Genomic DNA, 22,040 nt, shown 5'->3' with positions numbered 1-22,040 from the left:
CGACCGGCTCCGGCCCCCGGCGGCGGGTCCGGCCGTCTCCGTACCACCGAGGAAGGCTGATCGATCGTGACCGAACGCGTACGCGTGGCCGTGCTGGCGGGTGGACCGTCCGCCGAGCACGAGGTGTCGCTGCAGTCGGCGCAGGCCGTGCTCGACGCTCTGCCGAGGGACCTGTACGAGCCCGTCGCCGTCGTCATCGACCGGCGGGGCGGGTGGCCGGTGGAGCTGCGGCGCGACCTGGCGGATGTGGTCTTCCCCGTGCTGCACGGGCCGTTCGGCGAGGACGGCGTCGTCCAGGGGCACCTGGAGTCGCTGGGCATCCCGTACGTGGGCTGCGGCGTCCTGGCCTCGGCCGTGGCCATGAACAAGGTCGCGATGCGGCGCGCGTTCCTGGCGGAGGACATTCCGGTCACCCCGCATGTGTGGTTCACCGGGCACGAATGGCGCACCACCACCGACCACTGGGGCCTGGTGAAGTCGCTCGACTGGCCGATGTACGTCAAACCGGCCGGGATGGGCTCCTCCATCGGCGTCTCCCGTGTCACCTCCATGGAGGAACTGCGCGCGGGCGTGGACCTGGCCCTGGCCTACGACCGGGTGGTCGTCGTCGAACAGGGCGTGACCGCGCGCGAGATCATCTGCGGTGTGCTCGGCGGCCATGACGCCCCGGACGCCTCGGTGCCCGGCGAGCTCATCGTGCCCGGCCACTGGCTCGACTACGAGGCCAAGTACCTCAGCCGGGCCGAGATCGCCACCATCCCCGCCGTGCTGCCGGAACGGGTGGCCGAGGACGTGCGCGAGCTGGCCCTGCGCGCCTTCCGGGCGATCGACGGCTACGGCCTGGCCCGTGTCGACTTCCTCTACGAGGAGGACACCGGCCGCCTGCACGTGCTGGAGATCAACACCATGCCCGGTTTCACCTCCCGTTCCGTCTACGCCAGGGCCTGGGCCGCCGGCGGCGTGCCGTACCCGGACCTGCTGCGCCGCCTCATCGACCTCGCGTTCGCCCGGAGCGGCTCGTGACCACCCCGTACAAGCCGGCGAAACGGAGTTCCATGCGCGCGATCGGTCTCATCGGCGGGCTGAGCTGGGAGTCGACGGTGATCTACTACCAGATCATCAACCAGCGGGTACGCGAGCGTCTCGGCGGCAGCCATTCGGCCGACAGCCTCATCTGGTCGGTCGACTACACGACCGTCGAGGATCTCATCTTCGCCGACCGCTGGGACGAGGTGAGTGCGCTGCTGGCCGATGCCGGCAGGAAACTGGAGGAGCTCGGCGCCGGGGTCCTGCTCGTCTGCAGCAACACCTTCAGCCGGGTGAGCGACGACGTGGCGCGGGCCGCGAGCGTGCCCGTGCTGCACATCGCCGACGCCGTGGGCGCGCAGGTCCGTGCCAGGGGGATGGGCAAGGTCGGCCTGCTGGGCACCCGCTTCACCATGGAGCAGCCCTTCTACCGGGATCGGCTGGCCGCCCACGGCTTCGAGGTGGTCCTCCCGCGACGCGGGCAGCGGGAACTGGTCCATTGCGTGATCTTCGACGAGCTGGTGCGCGGGGTGCTCCGGGAGTCGTCCAGGGACGCGTACGCCCAGATCATCGCCGATCTCGCGGCCGACGGGGCCGAAGGCGTCATCCTCGGCTGCACGGAGATCGAGCTCCTGATCACCGAGAAGGACACCGCCGTCCCGCTGCTGCCGAGCGCCCGGCTGCACGCGGAGGCGGCGGCCGGCTTCGCGCTGGACGGCTGACGCGCCCCCGGCCTGCAGGGCTCACCCGTCCAGTTCGCCGACCGGTTCGAGCACGAAGACCGGGATCTGACGGTCGGTCCTGCGCTGGTAGTCGGCGTAGTCCGGGTACGCCTCCACCGCCCGGCTCCACCACAGGGCCCTCTCCTCGCCGGACACCTCGCGTGCCCGGTAGGTCCGGGTCACCGTGCCGTCCTGGAGTTCGACGACCGGCTCGGCGACCAGGCCGGCGTACCACTGCGGGTTGACGGGCGCGCCGCCCATGGAGGCCACGGCCGCGTAGCGCCCCTCGTGCTCGACGCGCATCACCGGCGTCTTGCGGACCTTGCCGGTCTTGGCGCCCCGGTAGGTCATCAGCACGGTGGGCCGGTCCTTGATCGTGACGCCGTCGGTCGTGCCGGTGCGCAGGATCTGCTCGACCTGCTCGCGGACCCACCCCAGCGCGCTCGGCTCGTAGTCGTCTGTCGGCATCAGGCCATGGTCGGCAGTGCGCGGCGATTGCGCAACCGGGGCGGGCCGGCGGCCGGGTGAGGTGCGGGCGCGCCTGGTGTCCACGTTGCCGGTCAGGGCGTTGAGGATGCCGGGCAGCTCGGCCACCGTCTCGGCGGGCAGGCCGGTCACGGTCTCCTCCGCCAGTGCGCACCACAGCTGCTTGACCTGCTCGGCCAGCGCTCTGCCGCCGTCGGTGAGCTCGACGACGCTGGCGCGCCTGTCGGAGGGCGCGGGACTTCGGCGGATGTGGCCGGTGGCTTCGAGCTTGCGGGTCATGAGCGTGACGCTGGGCGGCTCGCAGCCGAGCGCCTCGCTGAGCTGGGCCTGGATCATCGGGCCGGTCCGGTCGAGTTCGAGCAGGAGCACTTCCTGGCCGGGGTGCAGGCCGAGCGGGGCCAGCAGCGTCGCGGCCCTGGCCCGGTGGCGCAGGCTCAGCAGGCGGATGGCCTGGTTGAGGGCGTCGGCGGTCTCGAAGTCCATGGCTCTCCTTGACAGATTAGTTATGCGAATAACATTATGCGCATAACGTTATTCGCATAACTAATCCTATACCGAGGGAGTCCGCATGCCCGTGAAGGTCGTAGTCGTCCGCGGCGCAGTGAGGCAGTCATGACAAGCGCCGGAACCGCGACCCGGCGGGCCGCGCCGCGCACCGGCCCGGCATGGGTGATCATGACGCTGGTGTGCGCCTGCCAGTTCATGGTGATCCTGGACGCCTCCATCATCAACGTCGCCCTTCCCGCGATCCGCCGGGATCTCGGCTTCACGCCCACCGGCCTGCCCTGGGTGGTGAACGGCTACCTGCTCACCTTCGCCGGGTTCATGCTGCTGGGCGGCCGCGCCGCCGACCTGTTCGGCCACCGCCGGATGCTGGTCGCCGGGCTGGCGCTGTTCTCCGTCTCAAGCCTGGCCGCCGGCCTGGCGACCACGCCGGAGATCCTGGTGGCGGCTCGTCTCGCGCAGGGCATGGGAGCCGCCATGCTGGCCCCGGCGACGCTGGCGGTGATCAACACCGGTTTCACCGAGGGGCGCGCGCGTGCCCGGGCGTTCGGCGCGTGGTCGGCCGCGGGCGGGGTGGGCGGGATGGCCGGAGCGGTCGCGGGCGGCGCCATCACGACCGGCCTGTCGTGGCGGTGGGTCTTCCTCATCAACGTGCCGATCGGCGCCGCGCTGATCGGCACGGCCGTGATGTCGCTGGCCGGTACGCGAAGCAGCCGGCGGGAACCGCTCGACCTCGCCGGCGCGGTCACGGGGACGGCGGGGCTGGCCGCGCTGATCTACGGGGTCATGCAGAGCGCCGATCACGGCTGGGCGTCCGTGCCGGTCGCCGCGCCGATCGTGGCGGGCCTGCTCCTGCTCGCCGCGTTCATCGTGGTGGAGGCGCGTTCCGCCCATCCGATGATGCCGCTGCGGCTGTTCGGGATCCGGGGGGTGGCCGTCGGCAACGGCATGCTGCTGCTGTTCGGCGGGATCGCCATGGCGATGTGGTACTTCACCTCGCTGTTCCTGCAGAACGTCCTCGGCTACGACGCGTTCAGGACCGGGCTCGGGCAGACGCCCGCCGCGGTGACGTTCGTGGTGGTCGCGCGCCTGACGGCCGCCCTGCTGCCGCGGACCGGGGTGCGCCCCGCGGTGCTGGCCGGCTGCGGCTGCTTCGTGGCCGGTTTCGGCTGGCTGGCCCAGGCCGGTGCCGGCAGCGGCTACGTCACCGGCGTGCTCGGGCCCACCCTGCTCGTCGCGGCCGGCATCGGGCTGACCTTCCCCACCCTCATGGCCGCGGCGACCGCCGGGGTTCCCGAGGCGGACGCGGGGACCGTCGGCGGCCTGGCCAGTACCGCCAACCAGGTGGGCGGGTCGGTGGGCCTGGCGGTGCTCGCGTCGGCCGCCGGCGCCAGAGCCGCGATGGAGGCCGACGGGAGCTCCCCGGCCGCCCTCGCCGCAGGCTACGACCTGGTCTTCCTCATGGCGGCCGGGCTCGGCCTGGCCGTCGCGGCGATCAGCCTGCTGCTGCCGCGGCAGCGGCGCGGCTGACCGCCGGCGCCGCAGCCCACTGCGATCCGCCGCCCCGCAGGACTTTCGGGGACACTGGGCGGAGCAACCCATCCGAACGGAGAACATGAACCCACATTCCGAGGCGGGCAGCCGCCTGACCGCGCTGGGCACGCAGTTGCTCGAAGTGCACATCTGGCTCCGGGAGATGCTGGAGGACCTCCAGGACGGCATCGACGACTACTTCGACGGCAAGGGGCTTCCGCCGCGCGACCTGCGTGCCCACTGCATCTCCTTCTGCACGGCGTTGACGCGCCACCACACCGGCGAGGACAGGGGCGCCTTCCCGCTGATCGCCGAGGAGTTCCCCGAACTGCGCAAGGTGCTCTCCGACCTGCGCGCGGACCACAGTCAGCTGGACTGGATCCTGGGGAACCTGCAGAAACTCCTCGACTCCCTCCCGGAGAAACCGGACCCGGCCACCGCCGCCAAGGTGCGCGAGGAGGTGGACGCGCTGTCGGCGATCATGCAGACGCACTTCATCTACGAGGAGAAGAAGCTGATCTCCGTCCTCAACTCGATGGACGTGCCCGAGTGGCGCGAGAACCGGCCCGACTTCCTGCTGATCGACGACGAGGACTGATCGACGGCGAGGACTGATCGAGGACGAGAGCCGATCGACGGTGCGGGCGGGACCTAGTGTTGTGACCAGAAAGGTTCACCGGGCTCGCCGTCTCCGCCTTCCACCTGGTGTCCCGCCTCCTTCAAGGCGATGACGGCCTGCCGCTCTCTGTGTTGGGGGACCAGAACCAGATCGGCGTGGGAGGTCGAGGCGACGAACACCGGGATCGCCGCTGCTGCCAGCGGGTTGACGATCGCCGCCAGCATGCCGGGGACGTCCAGGCCATGGGCTGTGGCACCGCCGTAGAAACCGATCCACCGTTCCTCCGCGTCCGCGGGCCGGGCCGCGCGGACAACGGTCAGCCCTTCGGGCCCGCGGACAAGCGCGACCCAGTCGTTCTCGGGCGAGGCTGCATGCGGAAGCTGCTCGACGACGAAGGCTGGGGAGACGATGCGCAGGTGTTGAGCCGTGGGGGAGATCATGAGTGCGTGTCTACCAGAGATCCCGCGGCTCCACGCCTGTTCGCCGGTAGCACCCGGCGAACATCTCCGGTCACGGCACTAGGCCCGGCCGACGACGGTGCCGGCGCGGTCGATGACCACCACGTCGACCGCGACCGGCGCCCCGCGGAGCACGGACTCGGCGGTACGGCGGGCCCCCTCGGCGATCAGGTCCCCCAGGGGCAGGCCCTCCTCCTGGCACAGGCGCAGCGCGTGCAGCGCCGTGTTGGCGGTCAGCACCCGCCCGGTCAGGGCCTCGTCGCCGCCCGCGGCGCGGGCGAGTCCGGCGAGCAGGGCCGGGTTGACCTGGGAGCGTCCCGAGTGCAGGTCGAGGTGCCCGTCGGCGAGCTTGGACAGCTTGCCCACGCCCCCGGCGATCGTCAGCCGCGGCACGGGGTGCCTGCGCAGGTACTTCAGCACCGCCCCCGCGAAGTCGCCCATGTCGAGCAGCGCGTCCTGCGGCAGGCCGTACAGCTCGGCGGCGACCTTCTCGGAGGTGCTCCCGGTGCACCCGGCGACGTGCGTGTACCCGGCCGCGCGGGCCACGTCGATCCCGCGCCGGATGCTGTCGATCCAGGCCGAGCAGGAGTACGGCACCACGATGCCGGTCGTGCCGAGGATCGACAGCCCGCCCAGGATGCCCAGCCTCGGGTTCCAGGTCCTGGCGGCCAGCTCCTCGCCGTGCTCCACGGAGATCTCCACGACCACGTCGCCCGTCCCGCCGTGCCGGGCGGCCACCTCGGCGACGTGCTCGCGCATCATCCGCCGGGGGACGGGGTTGATCGCGGGCTCGCCCACCTCCAGCGGCAGGCCCGGTTTGGTGACGGTGCCGACGCCGGGGCCCGCGACGAACACCACGCCGGTGCCGGGGGCGCCGTGCCGTACGGTCGAGGAGATCAGCGCGCCGTGCGTCACGTCGGGGTCGTCGCCCGCGTCCTTGACCACCGAGGCCGTCGCCGTACCGTCCGCGAGACCCTCCCGGGCCAGGGCGAACGCCGGGCGCTGCCCCCTCGGCAACGTGATCTCCACCGGGTCGGGGAAGTCGCCGGTCAGCAGCGCCGTGTAGGCGGCGGCGGTCGCCGCCGTCGCGCACGCGCCGGTGGTCCACCCGTGGCGCAGGGGCGCGCTCACGGCTCGCGCACCGGCCGGTACGGTGTCCCGGTGCCGCGGGACGTCCTGCGCCGGGGCGGCCAGGTGGCCGCCCCGGCACGGGGGGTCCCCGGCGCGACGGACGGCGGGGCCTGGGCGCCCCGCGGAGCGGGAGACGAAGGGATGACGGCGTGCTGAACGTGCTCGTGCTGGGCGGCACCGACGAGGCCAGGCGGCTGGCCGCCGCACTGGCCGGGCGGGAGGGGACGCACGTGGTGTCCTCGCTGGCCGGACGGGTGCGCGATCCGAAGCTGCCGGTGGGCGAGGTGCGCGAGGGCGGCTTCGGCGGCCCGGACGGGCTGGCCGCCTGGCTGGCGGAACGCGGGATCGACGTCGTGGTGGACGCGACGCACCCGTTCGCCGCCCGGATGACCGCCTCGGCGGTCGAGGCGGCCGGCCGGGCCGGGCTGCCGCTGCTGATCCTGCGGCGGCCGGGCTGGAGTCCGGGCCCCGGCGACGACTGGCGGCCGGTGCCGTCCCTGCACGCCGCGGCCGAGCTGCTGCCCGCCCTGGGGGAGCGGGTGTTCCTGACCACCGGCCGCCGCAGCCTGCCGGTCTTCGCGGGCCTGGCGGACCTGTGGTTCCTGGCCCGCTCGGTGGACCCGCCCGAGGGCCCGATGCCGCCCCGGGCGCGGGTGCTGCTCAGTCGCGGCCCGTTCACCGTCGAGGGCGAGCTGGCCCTGATGCGCGAGCACCGCATCGACGTGGTGGTCACCAAGGACAGCGGCGGCGAGATGACCACGGCCAAGCTCCGCGCCGCCCGCGAGCTCGGCCTGCCGGTCGTGGTCGTACGGCGCCCGCCCGCGCCGGAGGGCGTGCCCGCGGTCCGGAGCGTCCAGGAGGCCGTCGCCTGGCTGGAGACCGTCGCTCATGCCGGATAGCGCCGGGGGGTGAAGACCACCCGGCGGCCGTCACCCCGGTCGGCCACCCGGGTGGTCGACGACCCGATCAGCAGCAGGCAGCGCATGTCCACCGCGGCCGGGTCGAGCTCGGCGAGAGTGGTCACCGTCATGCTCTCCCCCGTCCCGCCGACGTCACGGCCGATGATCACCGGGGTCTGCGGTGCGCGGTGCTCCAGCAGCAGGTCACGGGCGGCGGCCACCTGCCAGGTCCGGCTCTTCGACGCCGGGTTGTAGATCGCCAGCACCAGATCGGCCCGGGCCGCCGCGCTGATCCGCCCGGCCACCACGTCCCACGGCTTGAGCAGGTCCGACAGCGACAGCACGCAGTAGTCGTGGCCGAGCGGGGCCCCGGCCCGGCTCGCCACCGCGTGCGCCGCGGTCAGTCCCGGCAGCACCCGTACCGGCACGCCCGAGAAACGGGGCTCGCAGGACACCTCCAGCACCGCGCTGGCCATCGCGAACACCCCCGGGTCGCCCGAGGAGACGACCGCCACCCGGGACCCGGCCATCGCCAGCTCCAGCGCGTGCGCGGCCCGCTCGGCCTCCACCCGGTTGTCGGTGGCGTGCCGGCGCTGGCGCGGGTTGGGCGGGACCCGGTCCAGGTAGGGGCCGTAGCCGACGAGTTCGTCGGCGGCGGCCAGCGCCTCCTGCGCCTCCGGGGTCAGCCACGGCCGTCCCGCCGGGCCCAGGCCGACCACCACGACCTCACCGATCCGGCCCGCCTGCCCGGCCGTGCCCGCCTCCGTGCGGTCTGCCGTCTTCATCCGCTCTGCCGTGCCCGTCCGGTTCCGGCCGTCCGGCCCGGCCTCCGCCGCCGGGGCCGTACCCGCACCCGCGAGGCCCGCCGGTGCGGGCAGGTCCGCGTTGACCGGGCTGGTGATCAGGGCCAGCGAGAAGTACGGCACGCTGTCCGGGTCGACCTCGGCGAGCGGGGCCAGACGCTGGCCGCCGGTGGTGGCCCGCTCCACGTACCAGGCCTCGTCGAGCCGGCCCGCCTTCTCCAGCGCGTCGCGGACCTTGGTGAACGTCCGGCCGAGCTTGAGGACCGCCGCCGAGTCGGTGGCGGCCAGCCGCTCGGCGAGCACCTCGGCGGGCAGGGTGCCGGGCAGGATCGTCAGCGTCTCGTCCCGCTCGACCAGCGGCCGCCCGAGGACCGCCGAGGCCCCGCTCACCGAGGTCACGCCGGGGACGACCTCGGTGACGTAGCGGTGCGCCAGGCGCTTGTGCATGTGCATGTAGGACCCGTAGAACAGCGGGTCGCCCTCGCACAGCACCACCACGTCGCGCCCGGCGTCCAGGTGGGCGGCCAGCCGCAGCGCGCACTCGGCGTAGAAGTCGTCGATCGCCCCCTGGTAGCCCCCGGGGTGGTCGGTGGTCTCCGTGGTGAGCGGGTAGATGAGGGCCTCCTCGATCTGGCCCTCCCGCAGGTACGGCGCCGCGACCGAGCGGGCGATGCTCCGGCCGTGCCGGGCGCTGTGGTAGGCGATCACGTCCGCCGCACCGAGCAGCCGGGCGGCCTTGACGGTCACCAGCTCCGGATCGCCGGGCCCGAGCCCCACGCCCCAGAGCCGTCCCGTCCGGCCGGGGGAGGGGGAGGCGTCCGGGGATGCGGCGTCGGCCGGGACGGGCCCCGTGGTCTCGTCGGTCATGCCGGTCACTCCTCCTCGCTGGCGATCGCGTTGACGGCGGCGGCGGTCATCGCGCTGCCGCCGCGGCGGCCGTGCACGACCAGGTACTCCAGGCCCGCCGGGTGCTCGGCCAGGGCCTGCTTGGACTCGGCGGCGCCGATGAACCCGACCGGGACGCCCAGGACGGCGGCCGGTCGCCCCGCGCCCTCCTCGACCATCTCCAGCAGCCGGAACAGCGCGGTCGGCGCGTTGCCGATCGCGACCACCGATCCCTCCAGCCGGTCCCGCCACAGCTCCAGGGCGGCGGCGCTGCGCGTGGTGCCCAGCTTGCCGGCGAGCTCCGGCACACGCGGGTCGCCGAGGGTGCAGACGACGTCGTTGCCCGCGGGGAGACGGCGGCGGGTCACTCCGGAGGCGACCATCATCGCGTCGCACAGCACCGGGGCCCCGGCGTCCAGCGCGGCCCGCGCCGCCGCCACGACACCGGGCGACCAGCCCAGGTCGGCGACCAGATCCACCATCCCGCAGGCGTGGATCATGCGGACCGCCACCCGGGCGACGTCCTCGGGCAGCCCGGCCAGGTCGGCCTCGGCGCGGATGGTGGCGAACGAACGGCGGTAGATCTCCGCGCCGTCGCGGACGTAGTCGATCACTTTTCCCCTCTGCCCGCCGCCACCGCGGCAGCGGTCTGTTCGATGTCCGCACAGGTCAGGCTCCGGCCGTCCAGGTCCACGCGGTAGCCGTCGCCGGTCGCGACCACCTCCACGACCCGCCCCCTGGGGCGACCGCAGCGCCGCTCGCAGCCCGCCCAGTGCACCGGGAGCGTACCGCCCCCGGCCGCGTCCCGCCCCTCACCCCCGGACCGCCCCCCGCTCCCGGCCGGGGGCCGCTGCCCGCTCTCGGACCGGGGCGACCAGCCGGGGCCGGAGCCGGAGGCGACGGTGGCCGCGGTGGCCGCGGTGGCGATGGCGGTGGCCGCGTCGGCCCGGACGTCGGTCAGGGACTTGGCGCAGCCGGGGAGGCCGGTGCATGCGCTCACCCCGTCCCACGGAGATCCTGGGCCGGTCACCAGCCCGGCGCCGCGGAGCCCGGCGATCGCCGTCTCGGTCTCGGGGCGGGTCAGGCCGGGCAGCACGGCGCCCCGCCACGGCGTGAGCCGTACCTCGCCCGAGGCCGCGACGCCGGCGAGCACCTCCGCCTGGGCCGAGGTCAGCCGTCCCAGCGGCACCGTCACCCCCAATGCGGCGCGGCCGTCCCGACCGGGGATCACTCCCACGGGCCCCCGTACGGCGGGCCGGAGCCGTACCGGCTCCCCGGAGCGCAGACCGAGGGCGGCGCGGACACGGGCCACCACCGGGGCGGGGCCTCCGGGCAGCTCCCCGATCCGCCAGACGGTGGTCCCCCGGGCGGCCAGGGGCGCCAGCTCCGCCAGGAACGCCTCGGCGACGGCGAGCAGGGCGGGCACCGCGGCGTCCAGGGGTACGCGCAGGCCGCTGTCGGCGCCCGCGACGATCAGCGCGGCCTCGCCCGTGCCGAACGGCAGCAGCCCGGCGTCGGCCCCGAGCCCGGCCACGTCGCCCCGCCCGTCGTCCAGGGCGAACAGGAACCGCCCGGGAAGGGCCGCCAGGGCGGGGCGGGCGCACAGCAGCCGGTCCAGCTCGGCGGCCGGCGGGCCGACGTCCACCACGCCCGACCCGTCGCAGCCGGTCAGCGGGGAGGCCAGGATGTTGCGGACCTTCTCGTGGGTGGGGGAGGGCAGCAGTCCCGCCCGCGCCATCCGGTCCGCGAAACCGGACCCGGCGCCGGTCTCGCTACGGAGGCCGCGCACCTGGACGTTGGCGCGGGAGGTCAGCTCGATGACGCCGGTGCCGTGCGCGGCGGCGGCGTGAGCGAGTTCGCGCAGCTGGGCGGCTGTCAGCCGGCCGCCGGGAACCCGGATCCGCGCCAGCCCGCCGTCGGCGGCGCTGTGCATCTGAAGGGCCCCGGGACACGCGTCGAGTCGCGATCGTCCGGAGAAGTCGGGAATGACCACGCAGAGGATGCTAACGCCAGTTTCCTGCGGAGATCAGACTGCCGTAGTCTCGTCGTCAGCGATGGCAGAGGGAGGAAGCCGGTGTGAATCCGGCGCGGTCCCGCCACTGTGACCGGGGAGCGAACCCCGCTCGTGCCACTGTCCGCAAGACGGATGGGAAGGCCGGGGGGAGCGGCGATCCGGGAGCCAGGAGACTCCGGCCGTCGTGTCCGACGACGACCCGGGGCGAGGACCCCGAGGGAGGAAGCCCCCGTGTGCCCTTCGCCATGCCCCCGCCGTCACCGCGAACTCCCAGGGACGTGACGCATGATCCTCCTGCTGTCGACCTCCGACACCGACCTGCTCAGCGCCCGCGCCGGCGGGGCCGGCTACCGGCTGGGCAACCCCGCCCGGCTCTCCGCCGACGATCTGCCGCCCCTGCTGGAGGGCGTCGAGCTGGTCGTGGTCCGGCTGCTGGGCGGCCGCCGGGCCTGGGAGGAAGGGCTGGACGCCCTGCTCGCCGGGCCGCGGCCGGTGGTCGTGCTCGGCGGAGAGCAGATGCCCGACGCCGAGCTGATGGAGCTGTCTACGGTGCCCGGCGGCGTCTGCTCCGAGGCGCACGCCTACCTCGCCCACGGCGGCCCGGCCAACCTCGGCGAGCTCCACCGGTTCCTGTCCGACACCGTGCTGCTGACCGGCCACGGCTTCGCCGCCCCCGCGCCCACCCCCTCGTGGGGCGTGCTGGAGCGCGAGGCGCGCCGTACGGAGGGACCGGTCGTCGGCGTCCTGTACTACCGCGCCCACCACGTCGCCGGGAACACCGCGTTCGTCGAGAGCCTGTGCTCGGCGATCGAGGACGCGGGCGGGCGCGCGCTGCCGGTCCACTGCGCCTCCCTGCGTACGGCCGAGCCGGAGCTGTTGGAGACCCTGCGGCAGGCGGACGCCCTGGTGGTGACGGTGCTCGCGGCCGGGGGCACGCGTCCGGCGACCGCGTCGGCGGGCGGTGACGACGAGGCGTGGGACGTCGGGGCGCTGGCCGGGCTGGACGTGCCGATCCTGCAAGGGCTCTGCCTGACGAGCAGCCGCGCCGTGTGGGAGGCCAACGACGACGGCCTGTCGCCGCTGGACGCCGCCACCCAGGTCGCGATCCCCGAGTTCGACGGCCGGATCATCACGGTGCCGTTCTCGTTCAAGGAGATCGACGCCGACGGGCTCACCGTCTACGCGGCCGACCCCGAGCGGGCCGCGCGGGTGGCCGGGATCGCGGTACGGCACGCCGCGCTGCGGCACGTCCCGGCGGCTGAGCGGCGGATCGCGCTGATGCTGTCGGCCTATCCCACCAAGCACTCGCGGGTCGGCAACGCCGTCGGCCTGGACACCCCCGCGAGCCTGGTGCGGCTGCTGGCCGCGATGCGCGAGCACGGTTACGACATCGGCGCCGACGGCGAGCTGCCGGGCGTGGCCGGGCAGGACGGCGATACGCTCATCCACGCGCTGATCGCCGCGGGCGGGCAGGACCAGGAGTGGCTCACCGAGGAGCAGCTCGCCGCCAACCCGGTGCGCATCGCGGCGCGCGACTACGCAGCCTGGTACGGCACGCTCCCGCAGGACCTGCGCGAGGGGATCGAGCGGCACTGGGGCCCGCCGCCCGGCGAGCTGTTCGTGGACCGCTCGCGCGATCCGGAGGGCGAGATCGTGCTGGCGGCGCTGCGGGCCGGCAACGTCGTGGTGATGGTCCAGCCGCCGCGGGGCTTCGGCGAGAACCCGATCGCCATCTACCACGACCCCGACCTGCCGCCCAGCCACCACTATCTGGCGGCCTACCGCTGGCTGGGCGACGGGTTCGGCGCGCACGCCGTGGTGCACGTCGGCAAGCACGGCAACCTGGAGTGGCTGCCCGGCAAGTCCGCCGGGATGTCCGCCTCCTGCGGCCCGGACGCCGCGCTCGGCGACCTGCCGCTGATCTATCCGTTCCTGGTCAACGACCCGGGCGAGGGCACCCAGGCCAAGCGCCGCGCCCACGCCACGCTGGTGGACCACCTGGTCCCGCCGATGGCCCGCGCCGACACCTACGGGGACATGGCCCGGCTGGAGCAGCTCCTCGACGAGCACGCCTCCATCGCCGCCATGGACCCCGCCAAGCTCCCCGCGATCCGCGCCCAGATCTGGACCCTGATCCAGGCGGCCAGGCTCGACCACGACCTCGGCGTCGAGGACCGTCCCCACGAGGCCGAGTTCGACGACTTCCTGCTGCACCTGGACGGCTGGCTCTGCGAGGTCAAGGACGTCCAGATCCGCGACGGCCTGCACGTCCTGGGTGCGGCCCCGGAGGGCGGGACCCGCGTCGACCTGGTCCTCGCCATGCTCCGAGCCCGCCAGATGTGGGCCGGCGCCCAGGCGCTCCCCGGCCTGCGCGAGGCCCTCGGCCTGGTCGAGGACGGTACGGCGGGCCGTACCGGAACCGACGAGGCCGAGACGCTGGCCCGCTCCCTCGTCGAGGCCATGGAAGCCCGCGCCTGGGACCCGGAGGCCGCCCCCGGGGTGACCGCGACCATCCTCGGCTCCGCCTCGGAGCAGGCGGAGCGGATCCTGCGGTTCGCCGCCACCGAGATCGTGCCGAGGCTGGCGCGGACCACCGATGAGATCGGGGCGATCCTGCACGCGCTCGACGGCGGGTACGTGCCCGCGGGGCCGAGCGGTTCTCCGCTGCGCGGGCTGATCAACGTGCTGCCGACCGGGCGGAACTTCTACTCGGTCGATCCCAAGGCCGTGCCGAGCAGGCTGGCCTGGGAGACCGGGCAGGCCATGGCGGACTCGCTCCTGGAGCGCTATCGGGCCGACACGGGGGAGTGGCCGCGTTCGGTCGGGCTGTCGGTCTGGGGGACCAGCGCCATGCGCACCGCGGGCGACGACGTGGCCGAGGTGCTGGCGCTGCTCGGGGTCAGGCCCGTCTGGGACGAGGCCTCGCGGCGGGTGACCGGCCTGGACCCGATCCCGCCCGACGAGCTCGGCCGTCCCCGCATCGACGTCACGGTCCGCATCAGCGGGTTCTTCCGGGACGCCTTCCCGCACGTGGTGGCCATGCTCGACGACGCCGTACGGCTGGCCGCGGGCCTGGAGGAGCCCGAGGAGGACAACTACGTCCGGGCCCACGTGCTGGCCGACGCGGACCGGGGCGACCGGGCGGCCTTCCGGATCTTCGGGTCCCGCCCCGGCGCCTACGGGGCCGGGCTGCTGCCGCTCATCGACAGCCGCAACTGGCGCGACGACGCCGATCTCGCCGAGGTCTACGCGGTCTGGGGCGGTTTCGCCTACGGCCGGGGCGTCGACGGCGTCGCGGCGCGCGAGGACATGGAGACGGCCTACCGGCGCATCGCGGTGGCGGCCAAGAACGTCGACACGCGAGAGCACGACATCGCCGACTCCGACGACTACTTCCAGTACCACGGCGGCATGGTCGCCACCGTGCGCGCCCTCACCGGCCGGGCCCCGGCCGCCTACATCGGTGACAGCACCCGCCCCGACGCCGTGCGCACCCGGAGCCTCTCGGAGGAGACCTCCCGGATCTTCCGCGCCCGCGTGGTGAACCCGCGCTGGCTGGCCGCCATGCGCCGGCACGGCTACAAGGGGGCCTTCGAGCTCGCCGCCACCGTCGACTACCTGTTCGGCTACGACGCCACCACCGGCGTCGTCGCCGGGTGGATGTACGACAAGCTCGCCGAGACCTACGTCCTGGACCCGGAGAACCAGGCCTTCCTGGCCGAGTCGAACCCGTGGGCGCTGCACGGCATCGCCGAGCGCCTGCTGGAGGCCGCCGACCGGGGGATGTGGGAGCACCCCGACCCGGAGATCCTCGCCGGTCTGCAGGAGGTCTACCTCAAGGCCGAGGGGGACCTGGAGGACGGTCGGGGATGACCCGCAGGCCGGGGACCGGGACGCCGGTCCCCGGCCCGGTGCGCTCTCAGTCCCTGTCCCGGTGGAACCCCGCCCGGGCGGCCGCCTGCTCCCTGCAGAACAGATGGGTGGCGTTCAGCGGGTCGACGGAGTAGCCCGGCTGTCCGGCCACGTTTGCGCCCGGGACCCCTCATGACCGGGACGTCACCGGCTCCGGCTCCCCGGCCGGGGCGGAGGGCTCCTCGTCGATGAGGGCGTTCTCGTCGAACGGGGCGTTGCCGGACAGGACCTCGGCCGCGCGGTCGCGGTCGAACTCGCCGGTCCACGTGCCGACCAGGATGGTGGCGACCGCGTTGCCGGCGAAGTTGGTCAGCGCCCGCGCCTCGGACATGAAGCGGTCGATGCCGACGATGAGGCCGACGCCGTCGACGAGATCGGGCCGGTGGGACTGCAGGCCGCCGGCGAGGGTCGCCAGGCCCGCCCCGGTGACCCCGGCCGCCCCCTTCGAGGCGATGATCATGAAGACGAGCAGGGAGATCTGCTCGGCCAGCGACAGCGGCGCGCCGGTGGCGCTGGCGATGAACAGGGTCGCCATCGTGAGGTAGATGGCGGTGCCGTCCAGGTTGAAGGAGTAGCCGGTCGGGACCGTGATGCCCACGACCGGGCGGCTGACCCCCAGGTGCTCCATCTTGGCGATCAGGCGCGGCAGGGCCGACTCCGAGGAGGAGGTGGACAGGATCAGCAGGAACTCGCGGCCCAGATAGCGCAGCAGGGACAGCAGGTTGACCCGGGCGACCAGCCAGAGCAGCGGGCCGAGCACGCCCAGCACGAACGCCAGGCAGGTGATGTAGAAGGCGAGCATGATCGTGCCGAGGCTCTTGAGCGCGTCCACTCCGGTGGCGCCGACCACGGCGGCGATGGCGCCGAAGGCGCCCACCGGGGCCGCCCACATGATCATGGCGAGGATGCGGAAGACGAGGCGCTCGATGTGGCGGACGCCGCGCAGGATCGGGGCGCCCTGCCCGCCCATGGCCTGCAGGGCGAACCCGGTGAGCAGGGCCACCAGGAGGGTCTGCAGCACCTGGCCCTCGGTGAAGGCCGACACCAGGGTGGTCGGGATGATCCCGAGCAGGAAGGTGACCGTGTCGCTCTCGCCGCCCTTGGCCGCCTCGGTCTTGGCCGCCTGGCGCAGTTCGTCGGTCAGGGCCAGGCCCTGACCGGGGTCGATCAGGTTGCCCACGACGAGGCCGATGGCCAGCGCGACCGTGGACATGGCGATGAAGTACCCGAGCGCCAGGCCGCCGACCCGGCCGACCTTCGCCGCCTGGGTGACCGAGCCGACGCCGAGCACGATGGTGCAGAAGATGATCGGGCTGATCATCATTTTGATGAGGTCGACGAAGGCCGTGCCGAGCGGTTTCAGTGCGACGCCCGCATCGGGGGCCACGAGACCGACGACGATCCCGGCGGCCACCGCGACGATCACCGCGATGTAGAGATATTTGGTCCTGTCCTGTCCGGTGGTGCTCATCAGGGCTCCCGCCTGGGTGATGGTCCGTTCGAGCGACTATCTGCCCAGGCTGTGACCGCCGTCACTATTGCGTGAGTTTCGTTCGTGAGCGAAAAGAGGCACCCGGTCGCGGGCGGTGCTCAGCCGAGCTCGGAGCGGCCCACCCGCCAGTAGCCCATGAACGCCACCGACCTGCGGTCGACCCCGGCCTCCTGCACCAGCAGGCGGCGCAGGAGCTTGACCATCCCGGCCTCGCCGGCCAGCCAGGCGTAGAAGCCGTCACCCGGGCGGGCGGCCGGCTCGGGCACCTCCCACAGGATCTCCGCGTCCACGTCGACGTCCTCCAGGGCGGCCGGTGCGCCGCCGGAGACGGCCAGCTCCCGCAGGGCCTCGCGTACGGCGGGCACCAGCAGGTCACCGTGGCGGGCGCCCTCGCCGGCTCCGTCGCGCGGCAGCCAGACGACCCGCACGCCCGGGGCGAGGCCGAGCGGGAGCGCGTCGCCCGCCTCGGGCACCTCCAGCAGGATCGTGGCCTGCGCGTCGGCGGGCAGGGCCTCGGCGATGGCGGCGATGGCGGGGACCGCGGTCTCGTCGCCGGCCAGCAGCAGGTGGGTCGTCCCGGCGGGGGGAGCCCACTCCTGCCCGCCGGTGGGCCCGTCGAAGGCCGCGTTGGGGCCGATCACCACGGCGCGGTGGCCGGGGGCGGCGTAGGTCGCCCACCGGGAGGCGGGGCTGCTGTCGCCGTGGAGCACGAAGTCGACGTCCAGCTCCCCGGCGGCCTGCCGTACGGCGCGCACGGTGTAGGTGCGGATCGGGTTGCGCAGCGCCTCCGGGAGCGTCCGCCAGCGCTGGTACCAGTCGGAGCCCTGGCCGATCGGGCTGAAGGTGCCGTCGGGCAGCGGGAGGATGACCTTGATGCGCTGGTCGTTGCCCTTGTCGGCGAACAGGGCGAGGTCGTCGCCGGTGAAGGTGATCCTGACGAAGCTGGGGCTGAGCCGCCGGACGCGCAGGACGCGGACGTCGAAGGGACGGTAGGCGGGGACGTCCTCCACCTGTTCCGCGGTCTGCTCGGTGGTCACGGTCATGGGCGCCGCTTTCGCTCGAAGGTACCTGCCAGGAGCAACTTAGCTTTGCCTAACCTAATTAATCAACTTCCGAGGGGATCGGGGCGGGCTCGGCGTCCTGCGGCGCGTGCGGGCGCCGCCCCCGTCTGCGGTGCCTGCCGCCGGCCGGCGGGCGCGGCTGCCACCGGGCGGCAAGGAAGGTCCAGCCCACGACCAGCGCCAGCAGCATCGCCAGCGGGGCGGGCTCCATCAGGGGGAACGTCCCGTCCGAGTCGTACAGGACCAGGGACACGGAGTTGGCGGCGGGGGTGGGGTCGACCTCGACCGGCTTGGGTCCGGAGGCGCTCGCGTCCTGCGGGGGGATCTGATCGAGGGTCTCCTTGACCTTCCGGGGCAGCCCGTAGCCGACGACCTTGTCCCCGTCGCGGGCCTTGCGCTTGAGCCAGACCCGGTCGACGTTGGCCTCGATTGTGTGGATCGTTCCACCCTCGACGCGCTCCACGATGCCCACGTGGTCGACGCCCTTGATGTCCTTGCCGCCGGACCAGTCGAAGAAGACCAGGGCCCCGGGCTCCGGCACGTCCGACCAGGCGCCGTTGGTCTCGAACCAGCGGGCGTGGGAGGGCGTCCAGGCGAACTGGCCGACGTACTCCTGCACCCCCGCCCGTTCCGCGGCCCAGGCGATGAACATGTCGCACCACGGGGCCGTGCGGTACTGGGGGTCGCCGACCTGGGCGGAGTACCAGTGGCCGAACTTGGTGTGCTGTCCAGGGCGCTCGCGGTAGCCGAGCTCCGCCACCATGACCTTCAGCAGATCGTCACCGATCGGATCCACGGCTGCCCGCCACTCCGTTCACTCGCCCCCGCCCTCAGGTGAAGGTCACCATCCGACAACGCCGAACTGTATTCGCGTAAACCCGGATAAGTCGGGCGAATGGCTGATGAATGCCGGATTCGATGGATGAAGCGAAATGAAACGGTCCATCGTCTACCATGCGCGGCAGCCGAGTCGTCTCCGGCCGTCCGCCGCGGTGGGGATCAGCCTCCCGTGGCGGCGGGCGGGACGGGGTGCAGGTGGCGTCCCGAGCCGAGCCGCCCGGCGCTGAGGGCCAGCTCGGCGGCCAGCTCGGGGAGCCGGTCGTCGCCCAGCCGTACGGCGGGGCCCTGGATGGCCAGGGCGGCCAGCACGTTGCCGTTCCCGTCGCGGACGGGGACGGCGAGGGCGCGGACGCCCGGCACGCGCTCCTCGTGGTTGACGGCGCAGCCGCGCGCCCGGATGCGTCCCAGCTCCGCCTCCATCGCGGACCGGGTGGTGATGGTCGCCTCGGTGTAGCGGGTGAAGGGCTCCTCCATGTTCACGCTCGGGTCCCCGAAGGCCAGCAGGGCCTTGCCCATCGCGCACACGTGGATCGGGTTGCGCTGCCCGGGCTCCTGCTCGTAGCGGAGCGGCTGGCGGGAGGGCACCTGGAGCAGCACCACCACCTCGTCGCCGATGCGCACCCCCAGATTGACCGCCTCGCCCGTCAGGTCGCGCAGCCGCTCCAGCTCGGGGAGCATCGTGCTGGTGCCGAGCCGCTCCAGGGCGAGCCGGCCCAGCGTCGCGGTGGTGATGCCGAGGTGATAGCGCTCGGTGGCGGGATCCTGGCCGAGCATCCCCGCGGCGTGCAGGGCGCGGACGATGCGGTGCGCGGTGCTGACCGAGAGCCGGAGCCGCTGCGCCACCTCGGTGGCCGACAGGCTCGGCGCGCGCTCGAACGTGCGCAGGACCGCGATGGCGCGCTCGATCGCCTGGGTTCCCTTGCGCGCGGGGTCGTCCGGTTTCGGGTTCGTCGGATCCACCCCGACAGCCTACGGCTCGCCGCACCGTCTCCGGCATATTTCCTACACTCTTGACGGGTATTTAGGGGATTACTACCATGTGGGAAGTCGATCTCGCGAGGGATCTGTGTGTTCATCTGAGAGGACCCCCGCCATGCCTGTCCGCCGACTGCTGTCGCCACTGGCGCTGCTAACTTCAGTCGTTCTCGCCCTTACCGCCTGTGGCGGCACGCAGTCGGCCGCCCCCGGTTCTCCCACCGGTGGGACGACTCTCAAGTGGGGGTGGACGCTTCCCACAACGTGGGATCCGGTCACCTCCAGCGCGGGCAACGACGTCAACGTTCTGTCGCTCGTCTACAGCGCCATCACCCGGCTGGACGACAAGGGCGAGGCCACGCCGGGCCTGGCCACCGGCTGGAAGTACGCCGAGGACGGCAAGAGCGTCGCCTTCACGCTGCGGCCGGGCCTGACCTTCTCCGACGGCTCCCCGCTCGACGCCACCGCCGTGCGCAAGAGCCTCCTGCGGGGCCGCGACCAGAAGGACTCCCTGATCGCCTCCCAGCTGCGCAACGTCGAGGACGTCGAGGTCGTCTCGCCGACCGAGTTCGAGGTGGTGCTGGAGCAGGCCGACTACCAGATCCCCGCGCTGCTGGCGGGCAAGACCGGCATGGTGGTCAACCCCAAGGCGTTCGAGGCCGACGCCAAGGGCGTCAGCACCAAGCCCGCCGGCTCGGGGCCGTTCACCCTCAACCGGCTGGTCCCCGGCTCGCACGCCAACCTGGTGCGCAACCCCTCCTACTACGACGCGGCGAACATCCACCTGGACGCCTTCGAGGTCAAGGCGGTCACCGAGCCCGCCACCGTCGTGGCCGGCCTGCAGTCGGGCCAGTACGACGTCGCCCAGCTGCCCCCCGAGCAGATCGAGGCGGCCAGGGCCGCGGGGCTCCAGATCGACCTCATCCCGTCGCTGACCGTGCGGGTCCTGGACGTCAACAACAAGATCGCGCCGTTCGACGACCCCAAGGTGACCGAGGCGCTGAAGTACGCCGTGGACCGCAAGGCCCTGCTGGAGACCAGCAACTTCGGCGTCGGCGAGGTCAACGTGCAGCCCTTCCCGAAGGGCCACCTCGGCTACAACCCCGAGCTGGAGAACCTCTATCCGCACGACCCCGCCAAGGCCAGGCGACTGCTCGCCGAGGCCGGCCACCCGAACGGCATCGACGTCCCGCTGACCACCGGGGCGCCCCAGGGACTGCCCGAGCAGGTGCAGGAGCAGCTCAAGGAGGCGGGCATCAGGACGACCATCAAGCTGATCGCCCCCGCACAGCACACCCAGCTCGTCTACGTCCAGCACAACGTGGCGCTGGCCCCCGACGGCTTCGTCGGCCGGGAGTCGCCGCTGCAGGCGCTGAGCGTGGTCTACGGACCCGAGGGCCTGATGAACCCCGGGCGCAACACGCCCGAGGCGCTGCTGGAGAAGTTCGAGGAGATCCGCACCACCCCGCTGGACGACCCGGGCTACGCCGGGGCGCTGCAGGAGGCGGTGGCCATCGGGGTCAAGGAACTGCCCAACGTGTGGCTGTTCTCCACCCCGCGGATCTTCGCCCGTAACCCGAAGGTCTCCCCGTTGCCCACCGGCCCCGCCGTACAGCGCTTCGACGGCGTCCGGATCACGAACCCGTGACCGCGCTGCAGAGGCGGGCCCCGGCCTTCGGCGCGATCCGCCGATGGGGGCCCGCCCGGGGGATCGGCCGGGGGATGCCCGTGCTGAACGCGGTGCTGGTGGTGCTGCTGTCCACCTTCGTCACCTTCGGCCTGGGCGCGCTCGGCGACGCCAACCCGGCCGCGGCCGTCCTCGGCGAGACCGCGACCCCCGAGGACATCGCCCGGATGAACCACGAGTTCGGGCTCGACCGGCCCTTCCTGGAGCAGTACGCCACCTGGCTGGGCAACGCGCTCACCGGCGACCTGGGCCGCTCCTGGTTCACCCAGATCCCGGTGGCCGAGAGCATCGCCCAGCGGATCACCGTCGACCTGTCCATCACCGGCCTGGCTGTGCTCATCGCGGTCCTGGCGGGCGGTACGGCGGGCATCGGGGCCGCGGTGCGGGCCGGGGGAGTGTTCGACCGGACGGTGACCGCGGTGTGCGCCGCGGCCTCCACCGTCCCGGCCTTCGTCGTCGGCATCGGGCTGATCGTGCTGTTCTCGGTGGCCGTCCCGATCTTCCCCTCGGGCGGGTACGTCCCCTTCGAGCAGGACCCCGTCCAGTGGCTGCGGCTGATCACCCTGCCCGCGATCGCCCTCAGCCTGGACGCCGCCGCCGACCTGGCCCGGCAGCTGCGCACCGGCCTGGTCGGCGCGCTGCGGGAGAACTACGTGACCGGCGCCGTGGTGCGCGGTCTGCCCGCCCGCCGGGTGCTGTTGCGGCACGCGCTGCGCAACGCGGCCGGGCCCGCGGTCACCGTGCTCGGCCTGCACATCCCCCGCCTCATCGGCGGGGCCGTGGTCACCGAGGCGGTGTTCTCCCTGCCGGGACTCGGCCAGCTCACCAGCGAGGCCGCGCTCAAGCACGACGTGCCCGTCATCCAGGGCGCCCTGCTCGTCACGATCGCCCTGGTGCTGGTCTCCAACCTCCTGGTGGACCTGGCCGTGGCCCGGCTGAGAGGAGCCCGGTGAAAGCCTCGCCCGAAGCCCCGTCGAGCGCCCCGGAGACTCC

The 22,040-nt window shown here is 73.3% G+C and carries 18 protein-coding genes and 1 riboswitch; of the genes, 8 read left to right on the top strand and 10 right to left on the bottom strand.

The window, feature by feature from the left end; all coding sequences use genetic code 11:
- Positions 1-66 precede the first annotated feature (66 nt).
- Positions 67-1,023: a D-alanine--D-alanine ligase family protein gene (locus tag Pta02_RS17225; RefSeq protein WP_203875852.1), complete on the top strand. Its 957-nt coding sequence runs from the start codon at positions 67-69 to the stop codon at positions 1,021-1,023.
- Positions 1,024-1,055: 32 nt separating this feature from the next.
- A complete protein-coding gene (locus Pta02_RS17220) occupies positions 1,056-1,748 on the top strand; it encodes an aspartate/glutamate racemase family protein (protein WP_203875851.1) in 693 nt (230 codons plus the stop codon).
- A 21-nt stretch (positions 1,749-1,769) separates the two neighbouring features.
- Here the strand turns inward: Pta02_RS17220 and Pta02_RS42185 are convergent, their stop codons facing one another.
- Positions 1,770-2,717: a nitroreductase/quinone reductase family protein gene (locus tag Pta02_RS42185; RefSeq protein WP_203875850.1), complete on the bottom strand. Its 948-nt coding sequence runs from the start codon at positions 2,715-2,717 to the stop codon at positions 1,770-1,772.
- Positions 2,718-2,846: 129 nt separating this feature from the next.
- Between Pta02_RS42185 and Pta02_RS17210 the strand changes: the two genes are divergently transcribed.
- Together Pta02_RS17210 and Pta02_RS17205 are read left to right on the top strand one after the other, a co-directional pair.
- Positions 2,847-4,268 carry an MFS transporter gene (locus Pta02_RS17210; RefSeq protein WP_203875849.1) on the top strand — a complete coding sequence of 474 codons (1,422 nt, stop codon included), beginning with the start codon at positions 2,847-2,849 and terminating at the stop codon, positions 4,266-4,268.
- An 85-nt stretch (positions 4,269-4,353) separates the two neighbouring features.
- Positions 4,354-4,869: a hemerythrin domain-containing protein gene (locus tag Pta02_RS17205; protein ID WP_203875848.1), complete on the top strand. Its 516-nt coding sequence runs from the start codon at positions 4,354-4,356 to the stop codon at positions 4,867-4,869.
- Positions 4,870-4,922: 53 nt separating this feature from the next.
- On the opposite strand, the gene Pta02_RS17200 is transcribed toward Pta02_RS17205, so the two are convergent.
- Together Pta02_RS17200 and Pta02_RS17195 are read right to left on the bottom strand one after the other, a co-directional pair.
- Positions 4,923-5,330, bottom strand: coding sequence for an ACT domain-containing protein (locus Pta02_RS17200; RefSeq protein ID WP_203875847.1), 408 nt, complete (start codon positions 5,328-5,330; stop codon positions 4,923-4,925).
- Positions 5,331-5,408: 78 nt separating this feature from the next.
- Complete coding sequence (locus Pta02_RS17195; RefSeq protein WP_203875846.1) at positions 5,409-6,479, bottom strand: cobalt-precorrin-5B (C(1))-methyltransferase; 1,071 nt, start codon at positions 6,477-6,479, stop codon at positions 5,409-5,411.
- A 149-nt stretch (positions 6,480-6,628) separates the two neighbouring features.
- Between Pta02_RS17195 and Pta02_RS17190 the strand changes: the two genes are divergently transcribed.
- Positions 6,629-7,378, top strand: coding sequence for a cobalt-precorrin-6A reductase (locus Pta02_RS17190; RefSeq protein WP_239130791.1), 750 nt, complete (start codon positions 6,629-6,631; stop codon positions 7,376-7,378).
- On the opposite strand, the gene Pta02_RS17185 is transcribed toward Pta02_RS17190, so the two are convergent.
- The 3 genes from Pta02_RS17185 to Pta02_RS17175 are packed head-to-tail and all read right to left on the bottom strand — an operon-like array spanning position 7,366 to position 11,059.
- On the bottom strand, positions 7,366-9,048 hold the full coding sequence (locus tag Pta02_RS17185; RefSeq protein WP_239130782.1) for a precorrin-2 C(20)-methyltransferase: 1,683 nt from the start codon (positions 9,046-9,048) through the stop codon (positions 7,366-7,368). The genes Pta02_RS17190 and Pta02_RS17185 overlap by 13 nt on opposite strands.
- 5 nt (positions 9,049-9,053) lie before the next feature.
- Positions 9,054-9,680, bottom strand: coding sequence for a precorrin-8X methylmutase (locus Pta02_RS17180; RefSeq protein ID WP_203875845.1), 627 nt, complete (start codon positions 9,678-9,680; stop codon positions 9,054-9,056).
- On the bottom strand, positions 9,677-11,059 hold the full coding sequence (locus tag Pta02_RS17175) for a ferredoxin-like domain-containing protein (protein WP_203875844.1): 1,383 nt from the start codon (positions 11,057-11,059) through the stop codon (positions 9,677-9,679). The genes Pta02_RS17180 and Pta02_RS17175 overlap by 4 nt, the downstream gene beginning before the upstream one ends.
- 27 nt (positions 11,060-11,086) lie before the next feature.
- A riboswitch (cobalamin riboswitch) is annotated at positions 11,087-11,272 on the top strand.
- A gap of 93 nt (positions 11,273-11,365) precedes the next feature.
- Between Pta02_RS17175 and cobN the strand changes: the two genes are divergently transcribed.
- Positions 11,366-14,953: a cobaltochelatase subunit CobN gene (gene cobN / locus Pta02_RS17170; RefSeq protein ID WP_203875843.1), complete on the top strand. Its 3,588-nt coding sequence runs from the start codon at positions 11,366-11,368 to the stop codon at positions 14,951-14,953.
- Positions 14,954-15,122: 169 nt separating this feature from the next.
- On the opposite strand, the gene Pta02_RS17165 is transcribed toward cobN, so the two are convergent.
- The 4 genes from Pta02_RS17165 to Pta02_RS17150 all read right to left on the bottom strand — a co-directional run bounded on the left by Pta02_RS17165 (position 15,123) and on the right by Pta02_RS17150 (position 19,345).
- Positions 15,123-16,463 carry a cation:dicarboxylate symporter family transporter gene (locus Pta02_RS17165; RefSeq protein ID WP_203875842.1) on the bottom strand — a complete coding sequence of 447 codons (1,341 nt, stop codon included), beginning with the start codon at positions 16,461-16,463 and terminating at the stop codon, positions 15,123-15,125.
- A gap of 119 nt (positions 16,464-16,582) precedes the next feature.
- Entirely contained in the window at positions 16,583-17,527 is a 945-nt protein-coding gene (locus Pta02_RS17160) for a siderophore-interacting protein (protein WP_203875841.1), read from the bottom strand.
- A gap of 58 nt (positions 17,528-17,585) precedes the next feature.
- Entirely contained in the window at positions 17,586-18,341 is a 756-nt protein-coding gene (locus Pta02_RS17155; RefSeq protein WP_203875840.1) for a CHAP domain-containing protein, read from the bottom strand.
- Positions 18,342-18,544: 203 nt separating this feature from the next.
- On the bottom strand, positions 18,545-19,345 hold the full coding sequence (locus Pta02_RS17150) for an IclR family transcriptional regulator (protein ID WP_203875839.1): 801 nt from the start codon (positions 19,343-19,345) through the stop codon (positions 18,545-18,547).
- A 133-nt stretch (positions 19,346-19,478) separates the two neighbouring features.
- Here Pta02_RS17150 and Pta02_RS17145 point away from each other — a divergent pair, with 133 nt between their 5' ends.
- Positions 19,479-21,008: an ABC transporter substrate-binding protein gene (locus tag Pta02_RS17145; RefSeq protein ID WP_203875838.1), complete on the top strand. Its 1,530-nt coding sequence runs from the start codon at positions 19,479-19,481 to the stop codon at positions 21,006-21,008.
- Positions 21,005-22,000, top strand: a complete 996-nt coding sequence (locus Pta02_RS17140) for an ABC transporter permease (protein ID WP_203875837.1) — start codon at positions 21,005-21,007, stop codon at positions 21,998-22,000. The genes Pta02_RS17145 and Pta02_RS17140 overlap by 4 nt, the downstream gene beginning before the upstream one ends.
- Positions 22,001-22,040 lie beyond the last annotated feature (40 nt).

Source organism: Paraplanobispora takensis, from assembly GCF_016863195.1.
GTDB classification, from domain to species: Bacteria; Actinomycetota; Actinomycetes; order Streptosporangiales; family Streptosporangiaceae; genus Planobispora; species Planobispora takensis.
Note: the sequence above shows the minus strand (reverse complement) of the source record. Positions and strands in the feature narration are given on the sequence as shown.